Annotated in this window: 14 protein-coding genes; all 14 read right to left on the minus strand. The window is 44.2% G+C overall.

The window, feature by feature from the left end; all coding sequences use genetic code 11:
* Position 1 precedes the first annotated feature (1 nt).
* A complete protein-coding gene (gene rnpA, locus HMPREF2685_RS09975) occupies positions 2-343 on the minus strand; it encodes a ribonuclease P protein component (RefSeq protein WP_003002960.1) in 342 nt (113 codons plus the stop codon).
* A gap of 78 nt (positions 344-421) precedes the next feature.
* On the minus strand, positions 422-1,099 hold the full coding sequence (locus tag HMPREF2685_RS09980; protein ID WP_031573875.1) for a CPBP family intramembrane glutamic endopeptidase: 678 nt from the start codon (positions 1,097-1,099) through the stop codon (positions 422-424).
* A gap of 85 nt (positions 1,100-1,184) precedes the next feature.
* A complete protein-coding gene (locus HMPREF2685_RS09985; RefSeq protein WP_070466661.1) occupies positions 1,185-2,078 on the minus strand; it encodes a TDT family transporter in 894 nt (297 codons plus the stop codon).
* Positions 2,079-2,455: 377 nt separating this feature from the next.
* Complete coding sequence (locus tag HMPREF2685_RS09990) at positions 2,456-2,680, minus strand: accessory Sec system protein Asp5 (RefSeq protein WP_003003038.1); 225 nt, start codon at positions 2,678-2,680, stop codon at positions 2,456-2,458.
* Position 2,681: 1 nt separating this feature from the next.
* Positions 2,682-2,873 (minus strand): accessory Sec system protein Asp4, encoded by a 192-nt coding sequence (asp4, locus tag HMPREF2685_RS09995; protein ID WP_003003066.1) that lies wholly within the window; start codon positions 2,871-2,873, stop codon positions 2,682-2,684.
* Positions 2,866-4,221 carry an accessory Sec system glycosylation chaperone GtfB gene (gtfB, locus tag HMPREF2685_RS10000; RefSeq protein WP_070466663.1) on the minus strand — a complete coding sequence of 452 codons (1,356 nt, stop codon included), beginning with the start codon at positions 4,219-4,221 and terminating at the stop codon, positions 2,866-2,868. Before gtfB ends, asp4 begins: the two co-directional genes overlap by 8 nt.
* Entirely contained in the window at positions 4,205-5,719 is a 1,515-nt protein-coding gene (gene gtfA / locus HMPREF2685_RS10005; protein ID WP_070466665.1) for an accessory Sec system glycosyltransferase GtfA, read from the minus strand. Before gtfA ends, gtfB begins: the two co-directional genes overlap by 17 nt.
* 11 nt (positions 5,720-5,730) lie before the next feature.
* Positions 5,731-8,115: an accessory Sec system translocase SecA2 gene (gene secA2 / locus HMPREF2685_RS10010; protein WP_083279731.1), complete on the minus strand. Its 2,385-nt coding sequence runs from the start codon at positions 8,113-8,115 to the stop codon at positions 5,731-5,733.
* Positions 8,116-8,140: 25 nt separating this feature from the next.
* The gene (asp3, locus tag HMPREF2685_RS10015; RefSeq protein WP_021153996.1) at positions 8,141-8,611 is read right to left on the minus strand and encodes an accessory Sec system protein Asp3; all 471 of its coding nucleotides are present in this window, start codon (positions 8,609-8,611) and stop codon (positions 8,141-8,143) included.
* Positions 8,608-10,152 (minus strand): accessory Sec system protein Asp2, encoded by a 1,545-nt coding sequence (gene asp2 / locus HMPREF2685_RS10020; protein WP_070466669.1) that lies wholly within the window; start codon positions 10,150-10,152, stop codon positions 8,608-8,610. Before asp2 ends, asp3 begins: the two co-directional genes overlap by 4 nt.
* Positions 10,145-11,734, minus strand: a complete 1,590-nt coding sequence (asp1, locus tag HMPREF2685_RS10025; protein WP_070466670.1) for an accessory Sec system protein Asp1 — start codon at positions 11,732-11,734, stop codon at positions 10,145-10,147. The genes asp2 and asp1 overlap by 8 nt, the downstream gene beginning before the upstream one ends.
* Positions 11,735-11,742: 8 nt before the next feature.
* Positions 11,743-12,960 carry an accessory Sec system protein translocase subunit SecY2 gene (gene secY2 / locus HMPREF2685_RS10030; RefSeq protein WP_070466671.1) on the minus strand — a complete coding sequence of 406 codons (1,218 nt, stop codon included), beginning with the start codon at positions 12,958-12,960 and terminating at the stop codon, positions 11,743-11,745.
* 224 nt (positions 12,961-13,184) lie between these two features.
* On the minus strand, positions 13,185-14,189 hold the full coding sequence (locus tag HMPREF2685_RS10035; protein ID WP_070466673.1) for a sugar transferase: 1,005 nt from the start codon (positions 14,187-14,189) through the stop codon (positions 13,185-13,187).
* Positions 14,190-14,376: 187 nt separating this feature from the next.
* A partial coding sequence (locus HMPREF2685_RS10040) for an LPXTG cell wall anchor domain-containing protein (RefSeq protein ID WP_148130456.1) occupies positions 14,377-15,928 on the minus strand: 1,552 nt, incomplete at its 5' end.

A 15,928-nucleotide genomic window follows, 5' to 3' on the forward strand; every position in this document is an offset into this window, starting at 1 on the left:
ATTATTCCCTTTCTTGGTAGACATGTGCTAATTTTAAGACATGTACAAGATTTTTCTCTACTTGATGAAAGTCGAGCTCCTCCACTCCTTTACGAGCAATGACAACAAAATCATCGGTCGTAAGGAAGGCTTGGTGTTTGATCAAAACATGGCGAATCAAACGTTTGATGCGATTTCTGGTCACAGCATTTCCCAGTTTCTTACTAACAGACAGGCCGACTCGAAAATGCGGTTGGTCTTTGCGCAAGCGGTAAACAACGAATTTCCGATTGGCAACATTTTGACCACTTTTAAAAATAGCATTAAAATCTTTGTCACGTTTGACGCGGTAGCTTTTTTTCAAACCTCAACTCCCTCTTTTAAATTTATTCTATTATACCATATTTTCAAAAAAAACCAATCTCACTCAGGAAATCGGTTGTTACTTAAATACAGATAAAAGTAAAGGCAAGGTGTAGTAGAGATTGAGCAAGATATGAGCCAAAATAGGAGAAAGGAGCGTCTTGCTCCGATAATACAGGATCCCAAAAATCACACTCGGCAGGAGATAGATGATAGAAGCTCCCAGCGAAAAAGGATTGTGGAGAAAATGCAGGCCACTGTAGATGAGGGCTGGAAGCCAAATCTCTGCATAGAGTTTCCAGCCTTTGAAGTAGGCATTCACCAAGGCTCCACGAAAGATCAGCTCTTCTGTCACCGGCCGGATGACGACCATTGCGATCACTAAGATAAGCACCCCTGTGGGACTAATTTCCCGTGGAAAGAGACTCAAAACAGCTGCCCGTCCTTGAACAAAACCACTGATGAAGTAGTCCAACCAGTAAACCAAACAGGCCGCAAAAACGGCTTCTATCAGAGCTTGAAGAGGGTTCTTCCCCAGCTTAAACTGCGCTTTTTTAGAAAAACGGTAGACCAAAAATCCTGTAAAGACTGCATAGAGGCCTTCTAGGCCAAATAAGGTCCAATAATAGCTATTGGCGCTTGCTACACTATTGGAGACATACTGGGCCAAGGGGCGAAATTGAGGCCGAACATAAAAATAAAACAAGAGCAGAAAGAGGGGATACAGCAGTGAGAGCTTTCCTTTGATGAATTTCATAGATACCTTTCCTATAAAATCTGACAAATCGTATAGTGCATCTTACCATAATCGTGACAAGGTTTCAATGAAAAAGGATGCTTTTCTACTCTCTGAGATAGGCCACATAACCACCTAAGACAGCGACTAGAATCAAGAGACAAAGAAAAGTTTCCATCCATACAAGAACTGTCAAGAAAGGCAGTTGCAACAAGCCTTGAGCCATTTTCAAAGAGGTCGCTGTGATAACTGTTGGAAAGGTCAGGGCTGAAAAAGCAGGTTGAAAACCTTCTGTGATCATTCTCGGTAGGCGCGTCAAAACAAAGAAATAAAAACCTTGCGAGGCCACCACCATGATCAGTAAGAACCAGGTAGGCAGGCTTGCTCCACCCACACGAACCAGAGCCGCTAAAAGAAGGGAAAAGGGAGCGCAATAGATGCCTTCTTGGCCCAACAGATGACTGGGTAAGGGTGACTGCTTCAAATCATGATAGATAAGGGGATAAAGAAGAAAGGTCAAACCAAAACCAATCACTAAAGCGAGATAAGCAATCTCTCTTATTCCCACAACTGGATAAGTCAAGGCCGCTACTGCAATGCCCACATAGAGAACGGTCCAACTGGGAGTGGCATTGGCTCTTGGTCGCGCTAGGACATGGGTCTTGGTAAAATAGAGAATCAAGCCCAGATCTAAGAGAAAGGCAGACCACCAGACCAACTGTGATAGACCTCCAAAGGCGGGAAAGAGGCGCAAAAGATAGGTGGATAGAATCATCCCTGCCATGGGAAAAGTTGCCATCCCAGATAAAAGGGCTGGTTGTTGGAGTTCTATCTTGGTTTCTTGCCAGCGAATTGCATGATAAACGACAAAGAAAAACCAGAAGAACAAACCTGTCAGACTAAAGGCGTGAGCAAGGAAGGGTAGCGAGTCTGCAAGAAGGTTTCCAGCGCCAACCAGTCCTAACAGACAGCCTGAAAATACTAAGGGGATCTTTTTCATCGGAAGCTCCAATCATTTTATCGCTTTCAGTATACCATAAAAACAAAGGCAACATCATCAAAAAACGAAGTTGGAGAATACCAACTTCGTTCAGATTGAAGATAAAGTCATATAAAAACTTTCCTTAGGTGAGTACGGACGTCAGCGAACTTCGTCGAAGTTCCATGACTAATTATTGAGCCTAGGGTCTCAATAATTCCGAGTGCCTGAAACGTTATTGTTTCAGGCACTTTTCTCACAGCGGAAAGTTTCGGTATTTTCTTGAATCGATTTTAAAAATGGAACTCATTTTTGTTTTTTTGCAGAATCGCTTAACTTATTTTAATTTAAAATAGTTTGTCTACATTCTAACTTCTTTTTATCCATTCTATTAAAGACTAGGCCTGTACGACCATCATATAAAGAAATAAGGATACGAGAAAGACGATACTAACAACGAGGGTCGCTAGCTTGAGTCCACGGTGAGACCGCCAGTAACTTGGTTTTCCTAGGTTACTGGTCGCATCTGTTGAGAGCGATTGTTGTTGGCGAGGCTGCAGGGTGATCAGAACCACAAGAGCGAGGGATAAGATCGAGATCCCGATTGCAAATACCATTTCCATCTTAGGATCCTCCTAACACTCTGAAGAGGGTAAAAATAACTCCCAGCAGAATCACCAAACCAATGATCACATTAAAAGTAACATTGATCTTTTCAGAACGTGTCGTCTTTTCTTTTTCGGCAGGACGGCGTTTGAGAGACTCCATCCGTCCTTCTACTTCTTTGTAAAATAAATCTTTCTTACGATCACTCACTGTATCCACCTATCCCTTCTTGCAAGCGAGCTTTGAAAACAGCTGGCTCAACGCTACTTGATTGGGCAATTTGTTGCGCAACGGCTTCTCTGTAGTTATCCACAGATTGGTAGATTTCCTGGATACGGGACACCATATCTGCTTCTTTTCCTTGATCAAAGATATTGGCTTGTGCGAGGAAGTGGCGGTCATGCAGGGTATGGCTAAAGGCAAGGATGACTTGCTGGTGTTCGAAGGCCTTGCGAACAATGCCTTGTACCTCTGCATAGTGGTTGATATCCAGATAAATACTAGAGACCTTAAGCAACTCTTTGATCCGCTCTTGACTGATATTTTGGTACAAGACCACATTTGGGTAGCGGACCATAGACAAGAGGCTCGCAGACATCTCCGTCAAAGCTGCTACACGGAAGGTCACATTTGGCAAGTTCTCTACTAGGTAGGTCAAGGCTTCGATCTGATCCGAATTGGTCAAGACAAAGGCGTCTTTACGGATATCGTCTTTCACCTTGAAATCATACAGGTAGCCAAGGGGACCAAAATAGCTATGCTGATCTTGCGAGGTCAACTGCAAAGCACGATGATAGGTCGCGTTTTGCGGAATCAAGATCTTCTTGGTCCGGATTTCTGGGCTCTTTAGAATCAACTGCATGTTGCCCGGAAGGCTGTCGTGAAGAGGCTCTTGCCACACCAGGACGTCGCGTCCTTTGATGCCTTTATTGCCCAGCTGGAGACTAATGCTAAAGGAGGTAGCCAGCGTATTGTAGACCAAACCATCTAGATCAAAACCACGATACTCTAGATAAAAGACAAAGTAATCTAAGCGATTCTTGAAAATTCGCATGGGTTGATGGTCCAAGGTCAAGATCAAATCCCCTGTTTGGTGATTTTCTGTCAAGCGCTCGGTATCCCCTTCAAAATAAGTAGTCACCAAATACTGTCCCTGATCGCCACAAGTCGTTACGGCAATCTTACGACCGTATTGGTCGTAGTGCTCAATCATGACCACTTGTCCCTTGTCATCTAACCACTCTAAGCGCTCGACGATGCGTTTGTAGGAAGCAGCGTGGTACACAATTCGAGCCTTTTCTTGACCATAGTAGGTCACTTTTCCCGAACTATTATCCCCAGAAACTTCCCAGAAATCAGGAACTGGAACTTCATTAAAGTAGCGTCCCCGCTTCTCTCCTTTTGCTTGTCCTAAGAAATAGATAAATGGAGACTCGACACCGTCTGGTAAGAAACCATTTGGCTCCAAAACAACGGTCGGGTGGTCAAAGCCAGACTCTTTCATAGAGTGGAGCAAGTCTTGGCTTTCACGAGAATAACTATCAAATACGTTCAGCATGTGTCACCTCTTCTATCAATTGTGCCCAAGCTTCTTCTACTCGGCTGGTCAAAAAGTCTTCTGCACGCGCATAAGATGCTTGACGCATGCTGGCTAGATCATTTTTTTTGTATAGCTGGATCATTTTTTCCGCAAAGGCAGAAGCGATCTGGTCGACCACTTGATCTGCTGAAGGCGGAATGAGATAGCCATTTTTACCTTCTGTAACAAAGGTCTGGTTGCCATAAGGAACGTCAAAACCGATTATCGGAAGACCAGAACCGATCGCCTCCATCAAGGTCAACCCAAAGCCTTCGCTGGTCGACGCTGACAGGTAAACCTCATAATTCTTATAAATTTCCTCTAGATTGGCATGCCCTTTGAGATGGATATAGTCTGCCGCCCCCAATTCATCAATCAGAGAACGCAGCTTGCCTTCTTCTCCACCTTTTCCATAGATATCAAAAGACAGTTCTGGCAATTCTTTTTTGGCGCGAACCACTGCTCGCACTAACCAGTCAATATGCTTTTCTGTCGCCAAACGAGAGGCAGTAATCATAGAAAATGGGGTGCGATTTTCGTTTTGTGGCAAGCTTGCAAGACTCCCAACTGGAATGGTATAGATGGCTGGCTGATGGTTGGTGTATTTGGCAAACTGCTCGGCTAAGATTTCTTTTTGACGGTCGGTCGCAACAATAAAGAAGTCCACCTTGTCAGCATTGGTAAATTGGTACTCGTAGTAGTTGTTCCACAGGATATACTGATCGTCAACATTATTGGCACTGAAGTGCTCTGCATGGACGACCACACCCAGGCGGGCTTTTTGCGCTTCTTCAAAGATAGGCTGACCGATATTGGTTTCCCGATCCAAAATCACCAGATCTTGTTTGGTCAATTGAAGGGTTTGCATGAAGTAGCGGATCAATTCTTGGCGACCAACTAGATAGCGATCTGGGAAACGATAGATTTCGCGGCCATCCGCCATCTGCATGCTGTAGGCAACCGTCCCGTCTTCATTGTAAAAGCGGCGCTCAATCAAGTTGGCTTGGTTGTTCTTAGGAATGAAATACTCTGTACAATAGCGGGTATAGGAGAAATAATCCTTTCTCACCAAAATCCCTCTAGACACGTACTCGCAGCGTTCGACATAAGGACTGTTTTCTTCGCGCAGGTAGCAGGTCAAAAAATTGTCCTGGTCCTCATAAAAGAAGCGCTTGATCTTGCCGTCGACTTCTTCCCGAGTCGGTTTTCCGGCAAAACCTGCTAAGACCTGATCAATGGTATAGGTCGTTGGCGCAATTTTTATATCTGTAAAATGGCTATAGAGCCAGATGATTTCATCATTTTTAAAACCGATATTTTCTGTTAAATGCTGGATATTATCGGCTAAGATCATATCCATAAAAACAAACTTGGCTGGTTGATGGATATTGCGTAACAACTGGGCACGGTAGGCCTGGGCATACTCAACACCACTGCTGGCCCAACCGATTCCAAGGTTGATATTGTATACTGTCATAATGTCCTCTTTTATGGGAAATGCAAGACAATTTCCCCTTTTTTATTGATTTCTACTCGACTTAGTAAGAGATTGCGGACCATTTGTTCTTTGGCCGCCTCTTTCATTCGTTCAAAGGATTGGTAGGCTTCTTGGAAAAATTCTACCAAAGGGTTTTTCTGACTGGTGTACTGACCAGAGAGCGCCATGCGCAATTGTTGCAGATAGTCTACCTGCTCGACCCAGTTTTCATCGATAGCTTTTAGGATGGCCATGCGCTGGAATTGGGCGATCACCTCATCGGTGCCTAAGATCTCATACTTAGCTTCCAACTCGCTTTTAGCAATCTCCCATAAGAAATTCTCTTTGGTTTTCTTGCTACGGAAGGTTTGGTGGACCTTTTCCGGATCTACTTGGTAGCTCACATTGTCTAACATATAGCGATAAAAAGCTACCGGTTCCTTGTATTCTTTTTTATGGGCTACGCTTGAAAAGACGGAACGAAGAACTTTTTCAACGATGTCGTCCAAGCGACCTTCTTGTTTGATCAAGCGGTCGCGCTCTTCGTAGACGATGGCACGCTGAATGTTCATGCTTTCCGCAAATTCTAGCGTCATCCGACGACTGGCCTGACCAGAACTTTCACTAGCATTTTGAGCCCGTTCCACCAAGTTTCTATACTTGCGCTTGGTCAGAGCTTTAGCTGAACCAATCCGCTCATCCACATCATAGTCTTGATAGGTATCCTGGATCCAGTCTGGCCCCCAGTTTTTCATCAAATCGTCTTCCAATGAGACGAAGAACTTGGTCAAACCGGGATCTCCTTGGCGACCTGAACGTCCCCGAATTTGAAGGTCAATCCGCTGGTTCATCATCCGCTCAGTTCCGACAACCACCAAGCCACCTAACTCAGCGACTCCTGGTCCCAACTTGATATCGGTTCCCCGACCGGCCATTGAGGTCGCAACCGTCACAGCACCTTTTCGACCAGACTCCTTAATGATCTGGGCCTCTCGAGGAGCATTGTTAGCATTGAGAAGATTGTGAGGAATCCCTTCCCGCAAAAGAAGATTCGAATAAAGAATCGACATCTCAACGGATCCGGCAAAGACCAGGATCGGATTGCCCTTTTCGTGGACCTTCTTCACATAATCCAGGGAAGCCACGATTTTTTCCGGCAAGGTCTGATAGATTTCATCCGGCAAATCCTTGCGGATCTTCTTACGATTGGTTGGGATCTTGATCACTGACATGGCATAGGTATCAAGAAACTCTGCCTCAGCGACCTTCCCAGTCCCGGTCATGCCACCCAACTTCCGAAACATCTTAAAGAGGTTTTGGTAAGTAATAGAAGCCATGGCCCGTGTTTCTTGGGTCAGCTTGAGACCCTCTTTAGCTTCAATCGCCTGGTGGAGTCCTCCTTGCAAGCGCGTCATTTCCATCAAGCGACCCGTCGCCTGGTCTAGTAAGACAATCTCCGGTTGCCCTTCGACATTGGGATGGATGACATAGTCCTTATCCTTAATAAAGTTTTTATTGGCCTGCAGGGCTAAGCTGATATGGCGGACCAAGTCACGGTATTGGGGATCATAGAGGTTGGGAATGGCTAGAAAGGCTTCTGCTGCATGAGCTCCTTTTCGAGTCAACCAAACTCGTTTCTTTTCTTCATCAAACTTGAAGTCTTCCCCTTCTTTGAAGGTTTGGATCAGGGTATCAATAATCCCATAAAGGTTGGACTGAACCCGAGGAGAACCAGAAATAATCAAGGGAGTCTGGGCACTATCTAGAAGCACCGAATCAATCTCATCGACAATGGCGTAATTGAAGTCAGCTAAAAACTGGCCATCTGCCGAAGCCGTCAAGTTCTCTGTTAAATAGTCAAAGCCCAGACTAGTATTGGTCGTGTAAATGACATCTGACCGGTAAATCTCCCGTTTGACTTCTGGATCTAATTCTTCGTCTTCAGATTGTTTTAAAGGAACGCCGACAGTCAAGCCCAAAAAGCGGTAGACCTGTCCCATCTCTTCTGCATCCCGAGTTGCCAGATAGGTATTGGTCGTAATAACCATGACCCCTTTGCCCTCTAAGGCATTGAGATAAACCGGCATAGTTGCCGTCAAGGTCTTTCCTTCACCGGTATTCATTTCAGCGACATTGCCTTGGTGGAGGACAATTCCTCCCATGACTTGCACGTCATAAGGAAACATGCCCAAGACCCGTTTATCGGCTTCCCGCGCAACCGCAAATGCTTCCGGCAAGAGATCATCCAAGGTCTCGCCCTCTGCTAGACGTTCTCGAAATTCCACAGTCTTCTCCTGTAGTTGTCGATCCGTCAAGCGGGCCATGTCATCCTTCCAGCTATTGACTTCTTTTAAGATTTTTTTGATGTTTCTTAATTTAACGTAATCCAATGTAATCCTCTTTTTTTGCAGTGATGTTCGTCTATTCGAGAACTTCTGCTCCCTCAGACGATATTGGTTGAATCGTGAAATAGTGGAAGGTAAACTCTTGCAAACCTGCACTGAGCAAGCGTACTTCATAGGCGTATGCTTGATCTGGATAGGTAAACGGCAAGCGACCTTCTGCGGTTACTCGACGGCCAACGACCTCTCCAAAGCGATCTTTGAAGACGATTTCTACCATAACGGTATGAGCCGGAGTCGCTTCCATCGTGATAACCAGTTCATAATCTTGCTCTCTTTTGAGCAGAGGCAGACTAGGAATTTGACGAGTTGCGCCAAAATTTGTCTGCGAATGCCAAGTTTTCAGCACTTGACCAGATGGCATGAGGGGGTTCTGAAACTGAACGCTTCCTTGGTCAGTCGCTTGAATGGTCGACCCCCAAAGATAATCTGCTAGAACGGTATCGCCCCAGTAGATTCGTCTGCTTTCATTTTCTTTTATTTTTATCATTGGTTTCTTCCAAAGTCTCTTTCCATGATTTCTTTGTACTGGGTCACAAACCACTCAATGATCGGACCACTCGCATCATTGTGTCGACCGGCACGACTAGTACTGATAATACGAACCGGCAATTCATACAAGGCCTCTAAAATATCTGGATAAGCTTGCTGGTCGTAGTCATCATCCCTCATATAGGCAAGGGCTAAAATCGTATCCTTGAAATCTGCCTGGTCAAACCGTTCCCAGAAGCGTTGATTGAGCTGACCGATCCCTTCTTGCGACACTTGACCAATGATCAACTGCATCATGTCTAGGGATGTTCCAAACTCATCTGGACGTTTAAATTTCAGGTTGGCAGCGACATCCCCCAGGTTGACAATGGGTTTTCCGACCAAGATCGCATGAGGAGAATAAAGAGCACCATAGTAAAGGGCACCAAAGGTCCCCATGGACAAGCCAGAGAAATTCATATCTTTTGGCTCAAAGCCGAGCAAGTCCAAGTGCTGATCAATAAAGGCAGTGATTTGATTTTCTAATTCTTCTGAGCCCATATAGAAGGATCCACCTTCCAGTCTTGGGTCAGAAAAGAGAATAAAGGGACTACCCATCGCACGCAACATCCCAAACCCTTCAAATCCTTCGGCTGGACGATACCCAGAAAAGTAAATGTTTAAAGGGGGCTTCAGATCGCCCGGATGGAAATAAGCAAAAATCTCTTGGCGCTTGTGGTCCCGTAGCGTCTTAGCTCCTACGGTCATCTCTCCTAAAGGACCATGGGACAAGCGCTTATGTAAGGCTCCGATCGTAAGCGTTCCCTCTCCTTTTGCTTCTAGTGAGAAGGCTAGATAATAAGGTTCTGCTCCATCCAATTCTAGTGGTTGCTCCATCTCTTCTTCTGAAAAGACCGCATCTTTGACCCACTCTCCTAGAGCTCCATAGCGGTAAAATTGGATCCGCAGTTGTAGCTGACAGCTAGGATCTTTTTCGTATTCCAACCAAAAATTGATGGGGCGGCTAGCGTCATACACATAATTGTAAACCCACTGAGCAATCGGCGTAAACTCTTCCCCGTATGCTCCGTCAAGCTTGAGGAAATGTTGCCCCAAGACTGTTTGCTGACCAGCAAAATCAGGTCTCACCTGCAGATCACGAACTGTAAAGGCATCCCCGTATTGATTGTCGTATAAAAAGCGGTCTAAAACATAGAGAAATTGATGCTTGTTTGAGAAATCCCAGGGTCTTGCTTGCTTGAGTCTTAAGAGGTGGGCCAATTCATCAGAAGGCGCCTCTAGTTCATGGCTTTGATCATAAAAAACGGTATAAGGCTGGAAATAAGCCAGGTCTTCTCCTAAAGCTAATAAATCTTCTGGCTTTTCTAGGATCAAGGCTTTGAATTTGGAGATTTCCTCTTCTTCCATATACTCTTTGAGCGATGGAAGAGCGGTAGCTTGAAAAAAGTGCCAGCCTAGTCCAGTAGGAAGCTCCACCTGGTCCTGCCAACTGCTTGAGCCGATTTGGAGAATATGGGGTATTTGTAGTTTTTTATCCATGACGTTCTTTCATCCATCCTTCCCATTTCTCGATCAAGCGTTGACCGGTGTATTCTTGAATTTTTTCGATCGAGTAGACCAAGGCTTCGTTCCAAGGCTTCAATTCCAATAAAAAGTGAGTAATCGCCTTCTCTAATTCCTTGTCTCCCTTTGATAAGACATAGCCATTTTTCAAATGATCGACATATTCTGTCTGGACGCGGTTGACCTGTGGAATCCCAGCAGAGATCCCTGCAATCTGCGTATAGAGGTTGGGTTCCTCGCTTAAATCTACGATCAAGCGTGTTTTTTCCAATTCTTGAATAATGTCATTTTCATTTGAAAAATTCTTAACTACAAAACGGTAGTCCGGTGCGTCTTGTACAGACTCTTCATCAATGATTTGGTTTTCTCCAAGCCCTTGTGACTGACTTGGCGACTGAACAAGATGCAAGTCCTGCTCACTAGCAATCAATTCCTCGAGTTGCCCTTCTAATTCCTTCACCCGCTCGGGTGAGCCATTGTAAAATGCAAAAACAACTTCAAATAAGGGATGTTGCGCCAACACTTCTAGGACCTTCTTGAGCTGGCTCTTACTTGGGAGCTCGGCTTCGTTGACATAAAAGTAAATCTTCGATTCCTTGCGTTCCTGACTAGAGCCCAAACGAAGGCGGGAGTCAAAAGAGGTAATCCGGTGTGTCTTTTGAGCCAGGCTAGGGGAAAAGCTCCCAATCGCTTCTTTGGTTTTTTCACTATCTGTAATCAAGAGCTGGGCATCAATCATATCAAAATAGAGGGCAAAGTTTTCGGCAGACAAGGGCTGACGATCCCCATAGAAAGACAAGACTTTTTTGACGCTACTTGCTGTATCTTGTAAAAAGGCCAAATTTGCTGGATGAGCTGCCAAAACCAACTGGTCTCGTCCTGGAACCAAGGTTGCTAGCTGCTCCTTCATTTTTTCAGCGACAACTTCTCCCATATTGGCATAGCTTTCTTTTTTGAAAGCATGAAAGAAAGCTTCATTGACCATGACGGAGTGGTTCTCTTCTATCAACATCTCTCTCAAAACCCATTGCCCATCAAAACTCAGATACTCTTGGAAATAAGGTTTTCCCTCATTGTAGTAGATTCTACTAGAGATAAAGCCACGATCATCTATGTACTCGATGTAGCTGATCTCGTCATTCTTATAACGGGTCAAAGAGAGAAGGTTCCCATCCACCCCCATATCAATTTTTGCTAGGTGGTGGCCCTTTCGAAATGCCATCACCAAAAAGGGAGTATAGGAAAAAGTGGTCTCACTCGGCCATTCGATGTCCTGAAGCTGAACTGGGCGCATAGTCAAATCAGACGGAACCTGTTGGATCTTATCAAAAATCGAGAGCACATCTGTCTCTAACAAATCTTGGCGGTGCAAAAAATAGCGCAGTTGCGGACTATATTGAGGCAACAATAAGATCCGATCCATTTCTGCTTCTTGAAAAATACGAACTTGATTAATGGTATCGTCAAATTCAATGGACTCTCGCATCCAGTACCAAGGGGTAGCTGTTTGCTGCCAGATGCGGTCCGTTCCATACCAGGCTGGTACAAAATAATACATGGTTACTCCTAGAATATTCTTGTATAACGTTGATTCACTCGAAGGGCACGAATTTCTTCTCGGATATTGTAAATCATCCCGACAAACATGAGAAAGGTTCCTGGAATCATGGTCAAGCGCAAGAGATCCTTATCCCATAACAAGAGAGAAAAAGGAAGCGCTGTGAAGAGGATCAGATACAAGGTCCCAAAAACAGTCAAGCGTAGCACAATTTTATTGATATAGCGACGTGTATCTGCTCCAGGATAGACATGATCGATATACTCAGAAGCCTTCATCATCTTATCTGCAATTTCTTCTCCGTTCACATTGACAAAGGCGAAAGCAAAAGAGAGAAGGGCGATCATCAGAATGTAAAGAAGTATCCAAATCGGATCTCCCATCACCAAGTGTTTGGCTAAATGAGCAGCCCACTTGGCATTGGAATCCATAGACAAGATCAAGAGCATGGCATACTGAGGAATGGACACCAAGGTCATGGCGTACATAAAGGGCATCCCTCCTGCTGGGTTGATCTTGATATCCAAAAAAGTATAACTTTTCAAGTTGTTGTGGATCCCTAATTTATTGACAGGAATCTGGTACTTGGAATATTCCACTAAGACTGCCACATAGACAAAAATCAAGATGAAAATCACGCCCAGAACATAAGCGATTTCTGGGATATTATTGACATTTGAAAGGGTCTGCATCACGTCTTCGGGCAGGTACATAACCATCCCAGCCATCATGATCACAACAGAACTTCCAAGCCCCAAAGCGGCATTTAGATCGGAGAGCCAAACTAAAAAGAAGGCTCCGGCTACCATAATCATGGTATTGACCGCAATGACAAGTCCGGGATTCAACCCTGTCTTCAAGGGGAGATACATGGCCACTGCCAAAGACTGGACGATGGCGAGCGCTAAGGTCACGTACATCTTTCGTCGCTCCACTATCTCCGTGCTGGTTTTTTCGAGGTTAAATCGTTTTGAAACGGTAAACATCCGCCACAAAATCATGGAAGACATCCATGGGGATAGACCGATCGAAAAGATCGACATTCCGCGGAGGTTTCCCCCCATCACAGCGCTTGAGAGCTGCAAGCCCGTTGTCGTTCCCTCATTGAGTCTCAAGGCCTTTGATAAGTCAACAAAAGGCAAGGAAATTTTACTTCCCAAAACATAAATAAAGACGAAAAATATCGTCCAACAAAATCTCTTTCCTACTTCAGATCGTTTTAACATTTCTTTTAAACTTTCTCTTACTCATTTTGACTCTTCCACCTGGGGAATAGCCTTTTAATATGTGCCTTTAGAGCATTTTATCTCAACTTATTTTACCATAATTTGCGACTTTTCAAAACTCATTTGTCACTAATATTTGATAATATTTCAAATTCCCCATTTGGTACTGTATTCAACAAAAAATCCTTCAGATGTTTATCTGAAGAATCTTGTTTACTTGGATATTATTCTCCTAAAGCCATGATGGTATCGACAAATAATTTCTTTGTAAAATAGCCATTGCGGATCAAATAAGAAGTATATTGAGCCTTTCGGACCATTTGAGCATACTCTTCTTCTGTACAGTCTTGGACCAAACGATTGGCTTCTTCAAGACTGGAGGCTACAAAGCCGAGCCCTTTGTCTCGAATATAGTCTGCATTTGACAAATAGTCTGGCACTACTACTGGAAGACCAGCAGATAGATAAGTCGATAGTTTGTAGGAAATATTTTCTTTGTAGTAATCCCGCTCATCCTCAGGATTCTCAGAATTTCCCCAGACAAGCCCAAAACCACCCTTGGAAAGCTCGAGAAGCAATTCTTGCTTAGTCCGCCAGCCTTCCATATGGATCTTAGAATAATCGACTCCTTCAACCGGTTCGGTATAGACATGAAGGGGTGTCTCATATTTCCAATCGATGATATGTGGGAAACGTGAAGGATTTCCTGAGAAGATCAGTTTTTTCTCAAATTGCGGAGTATAGAGGTCCAAACTATGGGTCAAATCCCACAACTTTTGGACCACATATTTTTTCACTGTGAGTCCTTCTGATACTAGACGATGGTACATTTGCTCTGACGGAACAACGACCAGATCACTCTGATTGTACATGTCGATATAGTTAGGCATTAGATAATAATTGCTCTCAAACATGAGTGGTGGGACATCATGGATAAACATGACCAGCTTGGTTTGAAGGAGTTTTAACTTATCAACCAAACGGCGGTCCCACTCAATTCCATTCCAAGAAGGAGATTGAACGAAGACAATATCCCCAAAAGCAACGCCTGCTAAAATCCCATCCATTCGCGAGTTCAATTCGCTAGCTGGTTCATTGCTATGATCATAAAAGTAGATCCCTAATTCATTAACCCCAAGTTCACGAACGACATTCATAATATCGTTTTGTGCCATCAGGGCAACACTTTTCGAAGATTGCCCAAATAGATTTGTAAAATGGATTTTCATCTCTTTCCTCTGACTCTTCTTTTTTAATCCCATATTTTCTGAAGATATGAAGGCAAACAGAGCTTTTCACAAAGTAACCTTTTTCATATCCCTCAACGAAAACTTCCTCATTCATTATAACATATTTCCCAACTTCTTAGACATTCTAGATCAATAAAAGACCGGTTCATTCCGGTCTTTTAAGGTTTTATTTGCCATCTTTTTTCCGAATTCCTAAAAGGGCTAATCCAGACAGAAGAATGGAAGCTCCTGTAGCAAGAATATTAGATGAAGGATGGGCACCTGTCTCTGGAAGAGCAGGTCCGGAAGAATGCGTTGCAGTTAGCGAGCTTGTGTCTGATGGAGATTCTGAGTAAGAGGTGCCAAACGAAGACACGACAGACTCCGAAGAACTTGTCACAGCAGAGAAACTTGACGCATAAGACACACTAATCCATTCAGAAATTTCCTGCGATAAGGATTGACTCTCTGTCGATGATGCGCTTCTAGAATCTGAAACACTCGTCAAAGGAAATTCAGATACTGGCATGGACGTTGAAGCCGATTCGCTTGAAGAAAGGAGTGAAGCTGATTGGCTATAGGAGTCAGATTTTGAAACAGATGTTGACGCTAGAGATTCTGAATAGGATGTCCATTGTGAAGCAGATAGACTCTCAGAAACGGATCGAGAGAATGATCCAGACTCTGAAACCTGCGATGCAGCTCCGACATAAGAAGTTGAGGCAGATTCGCTTGTCGAAGCAGAAGCTTGCACTAATGAATCTGATTGACTGGTCGATACAGATGCTTGAACCAAGGAACCGGATTGGCTAGCTGAAACGGATGCTTGAACCAAGGAGTCGAACTGGCTGGCAGATACAGATTCCTGAACCAATGACTCGGATTGGCTAGCCGAAACGGATGCCTGAACCAAAGATTCGGATCGACTAGTTGAGATCGACTCTTGAACTAGCGATTCGGATTGACTAGCTGAAACGGAGCCCTGAATCAACGAGTCGGACTGACTAGTAGAAACGGACGCTTGAACCAAAGACTCGGATTGACTAGTTGAGATCGACTCTTGGATTAGCGATTCTGATTCACTTGCTGAAACGGATGCTTGGGCCAAGGAGTCGGATTGAATTGCCGAAACGGATTCTTGTACTAACGAGTCTGATTGACTAGCTGAAATCGACTCTTGAACTAGCGATTCTGATTGGCTGGTCAATACAGATGCTTGAACCAACGAATCCGATTGGCTGGCAGAAACGGACGCTTGTACCAACGAGTCTGATTGACTGACAGAAACAGATTCTTTAATCAACAATTCAGACTGGCTTGCAGAAACTGATTCCTGAAGCAACGACTCTGACTGACTCACTGAAACTGAGGCTTGAACCTGCGAGTCGGATTCACTAGCTGAAACAGACTCTCGCACTAACGAGTCCGATTGACTCAATGATGTTGATCGCAAATCAGTCGATACTTGCGATTCCGACTGACTCATTGAATCAGAACGAGAAAAGGACATAGATTCTGTATTTTGAGACTTAGATTCGACATCAGAAGTAGATTGTGATTGACTCACTGAAACGGATGCTTGTACCAACGACTCTGATTGACTGGCAGATACAGATGCCTGAACCTGCGAGTCTGATTGACTAGCTGAAACTGATTCTTGAACCAATGAATTTGATTCACTTGCCGAAACCGAGGCTTGTACCAACGAGTCAGATTGACTTGCTGAAACAGATTCTTGA

It is taken from the genome of Streptococcus sp. HMSC074F05 (assembly GCF_001808725.1).
Classification (GTDB): Bacteria; Bacillota; Bacilli; order Lactobacillales; family Streptococcaceae; genus Streptococcus; species Streptococcus parasanguinis_I.

Bases quoted from the DNA above. Each gene is read 5' to 3' on its own strand.
- asp2 (WP_070466669.1), bottom strand. From the start codon at position 10,152: ATGGATAAAAAACTACAAATACCCCATATTCTCCAAATCGGCTCAAGC.
- gtfB (WP_070466663.1), bottom strand. From the start codon at position 4,221: ATGCTGAACGTATTTGATAGTTATTCTCGTGAAAGCCAAGACTTGCTC.
- HMPREF2685_RS09985 (WP_070466661.1), bottom strand. From the start codon at position 2,078: ATGAAAAAGATCCCCTTAGTATTTTCAGGCTGTCTGTTAGGACTGGTT.
- HMPREF2685_RS09990 (WP_003003038.1), bottom strand. From the start codon at position 2,680: ATGGAAATGGTATTTGCAATCGGGATCTCGATCTTATCCCTCGCTCTT.
- HMPREF2685_RS09980 (WP_031573875.1), bottom strand. From the start codon at position 1,099: ATGAAATTCATCAAAGGAAAGCTCTCACTGCTGTATCCCCTCTTTCTG.
- gtfA (WP_070466665.1), bottom strand. From the start codon at position 5,719: ATGACAGTATACAATATCAACCTTGGAATCGGTTGGGCCAGCAGTGGT.
- secY2 (WP_070466671.1), bottom strand. From the start codon at position 12,960: ATGTTAAAACGATCTGAAGTAGGAAAGAGATTTTGTTGGACGATATTT.
- asp1 (WP_070466670.1), bottom strand. From the start codon at position 11,734: ATGTATTATTTTGTACCAGCCTGGTATGGAACGGACCGCATCTGGCAG.
- asp3 (WP_021153996.1), bottom strand. From the start codon at position 8,611: ATGATAAAAATAAAAGAAAATGAAAGCAGACGAATCTACTGGGGCGAT.
- HMPREF2685_RS10035 (WP_070466673.1), bottom strand. From the start codon at position 14,189: ATGAAAATCCATTTTACAAATCTATTTGGGCAATCTTCGAAAAGTGTT.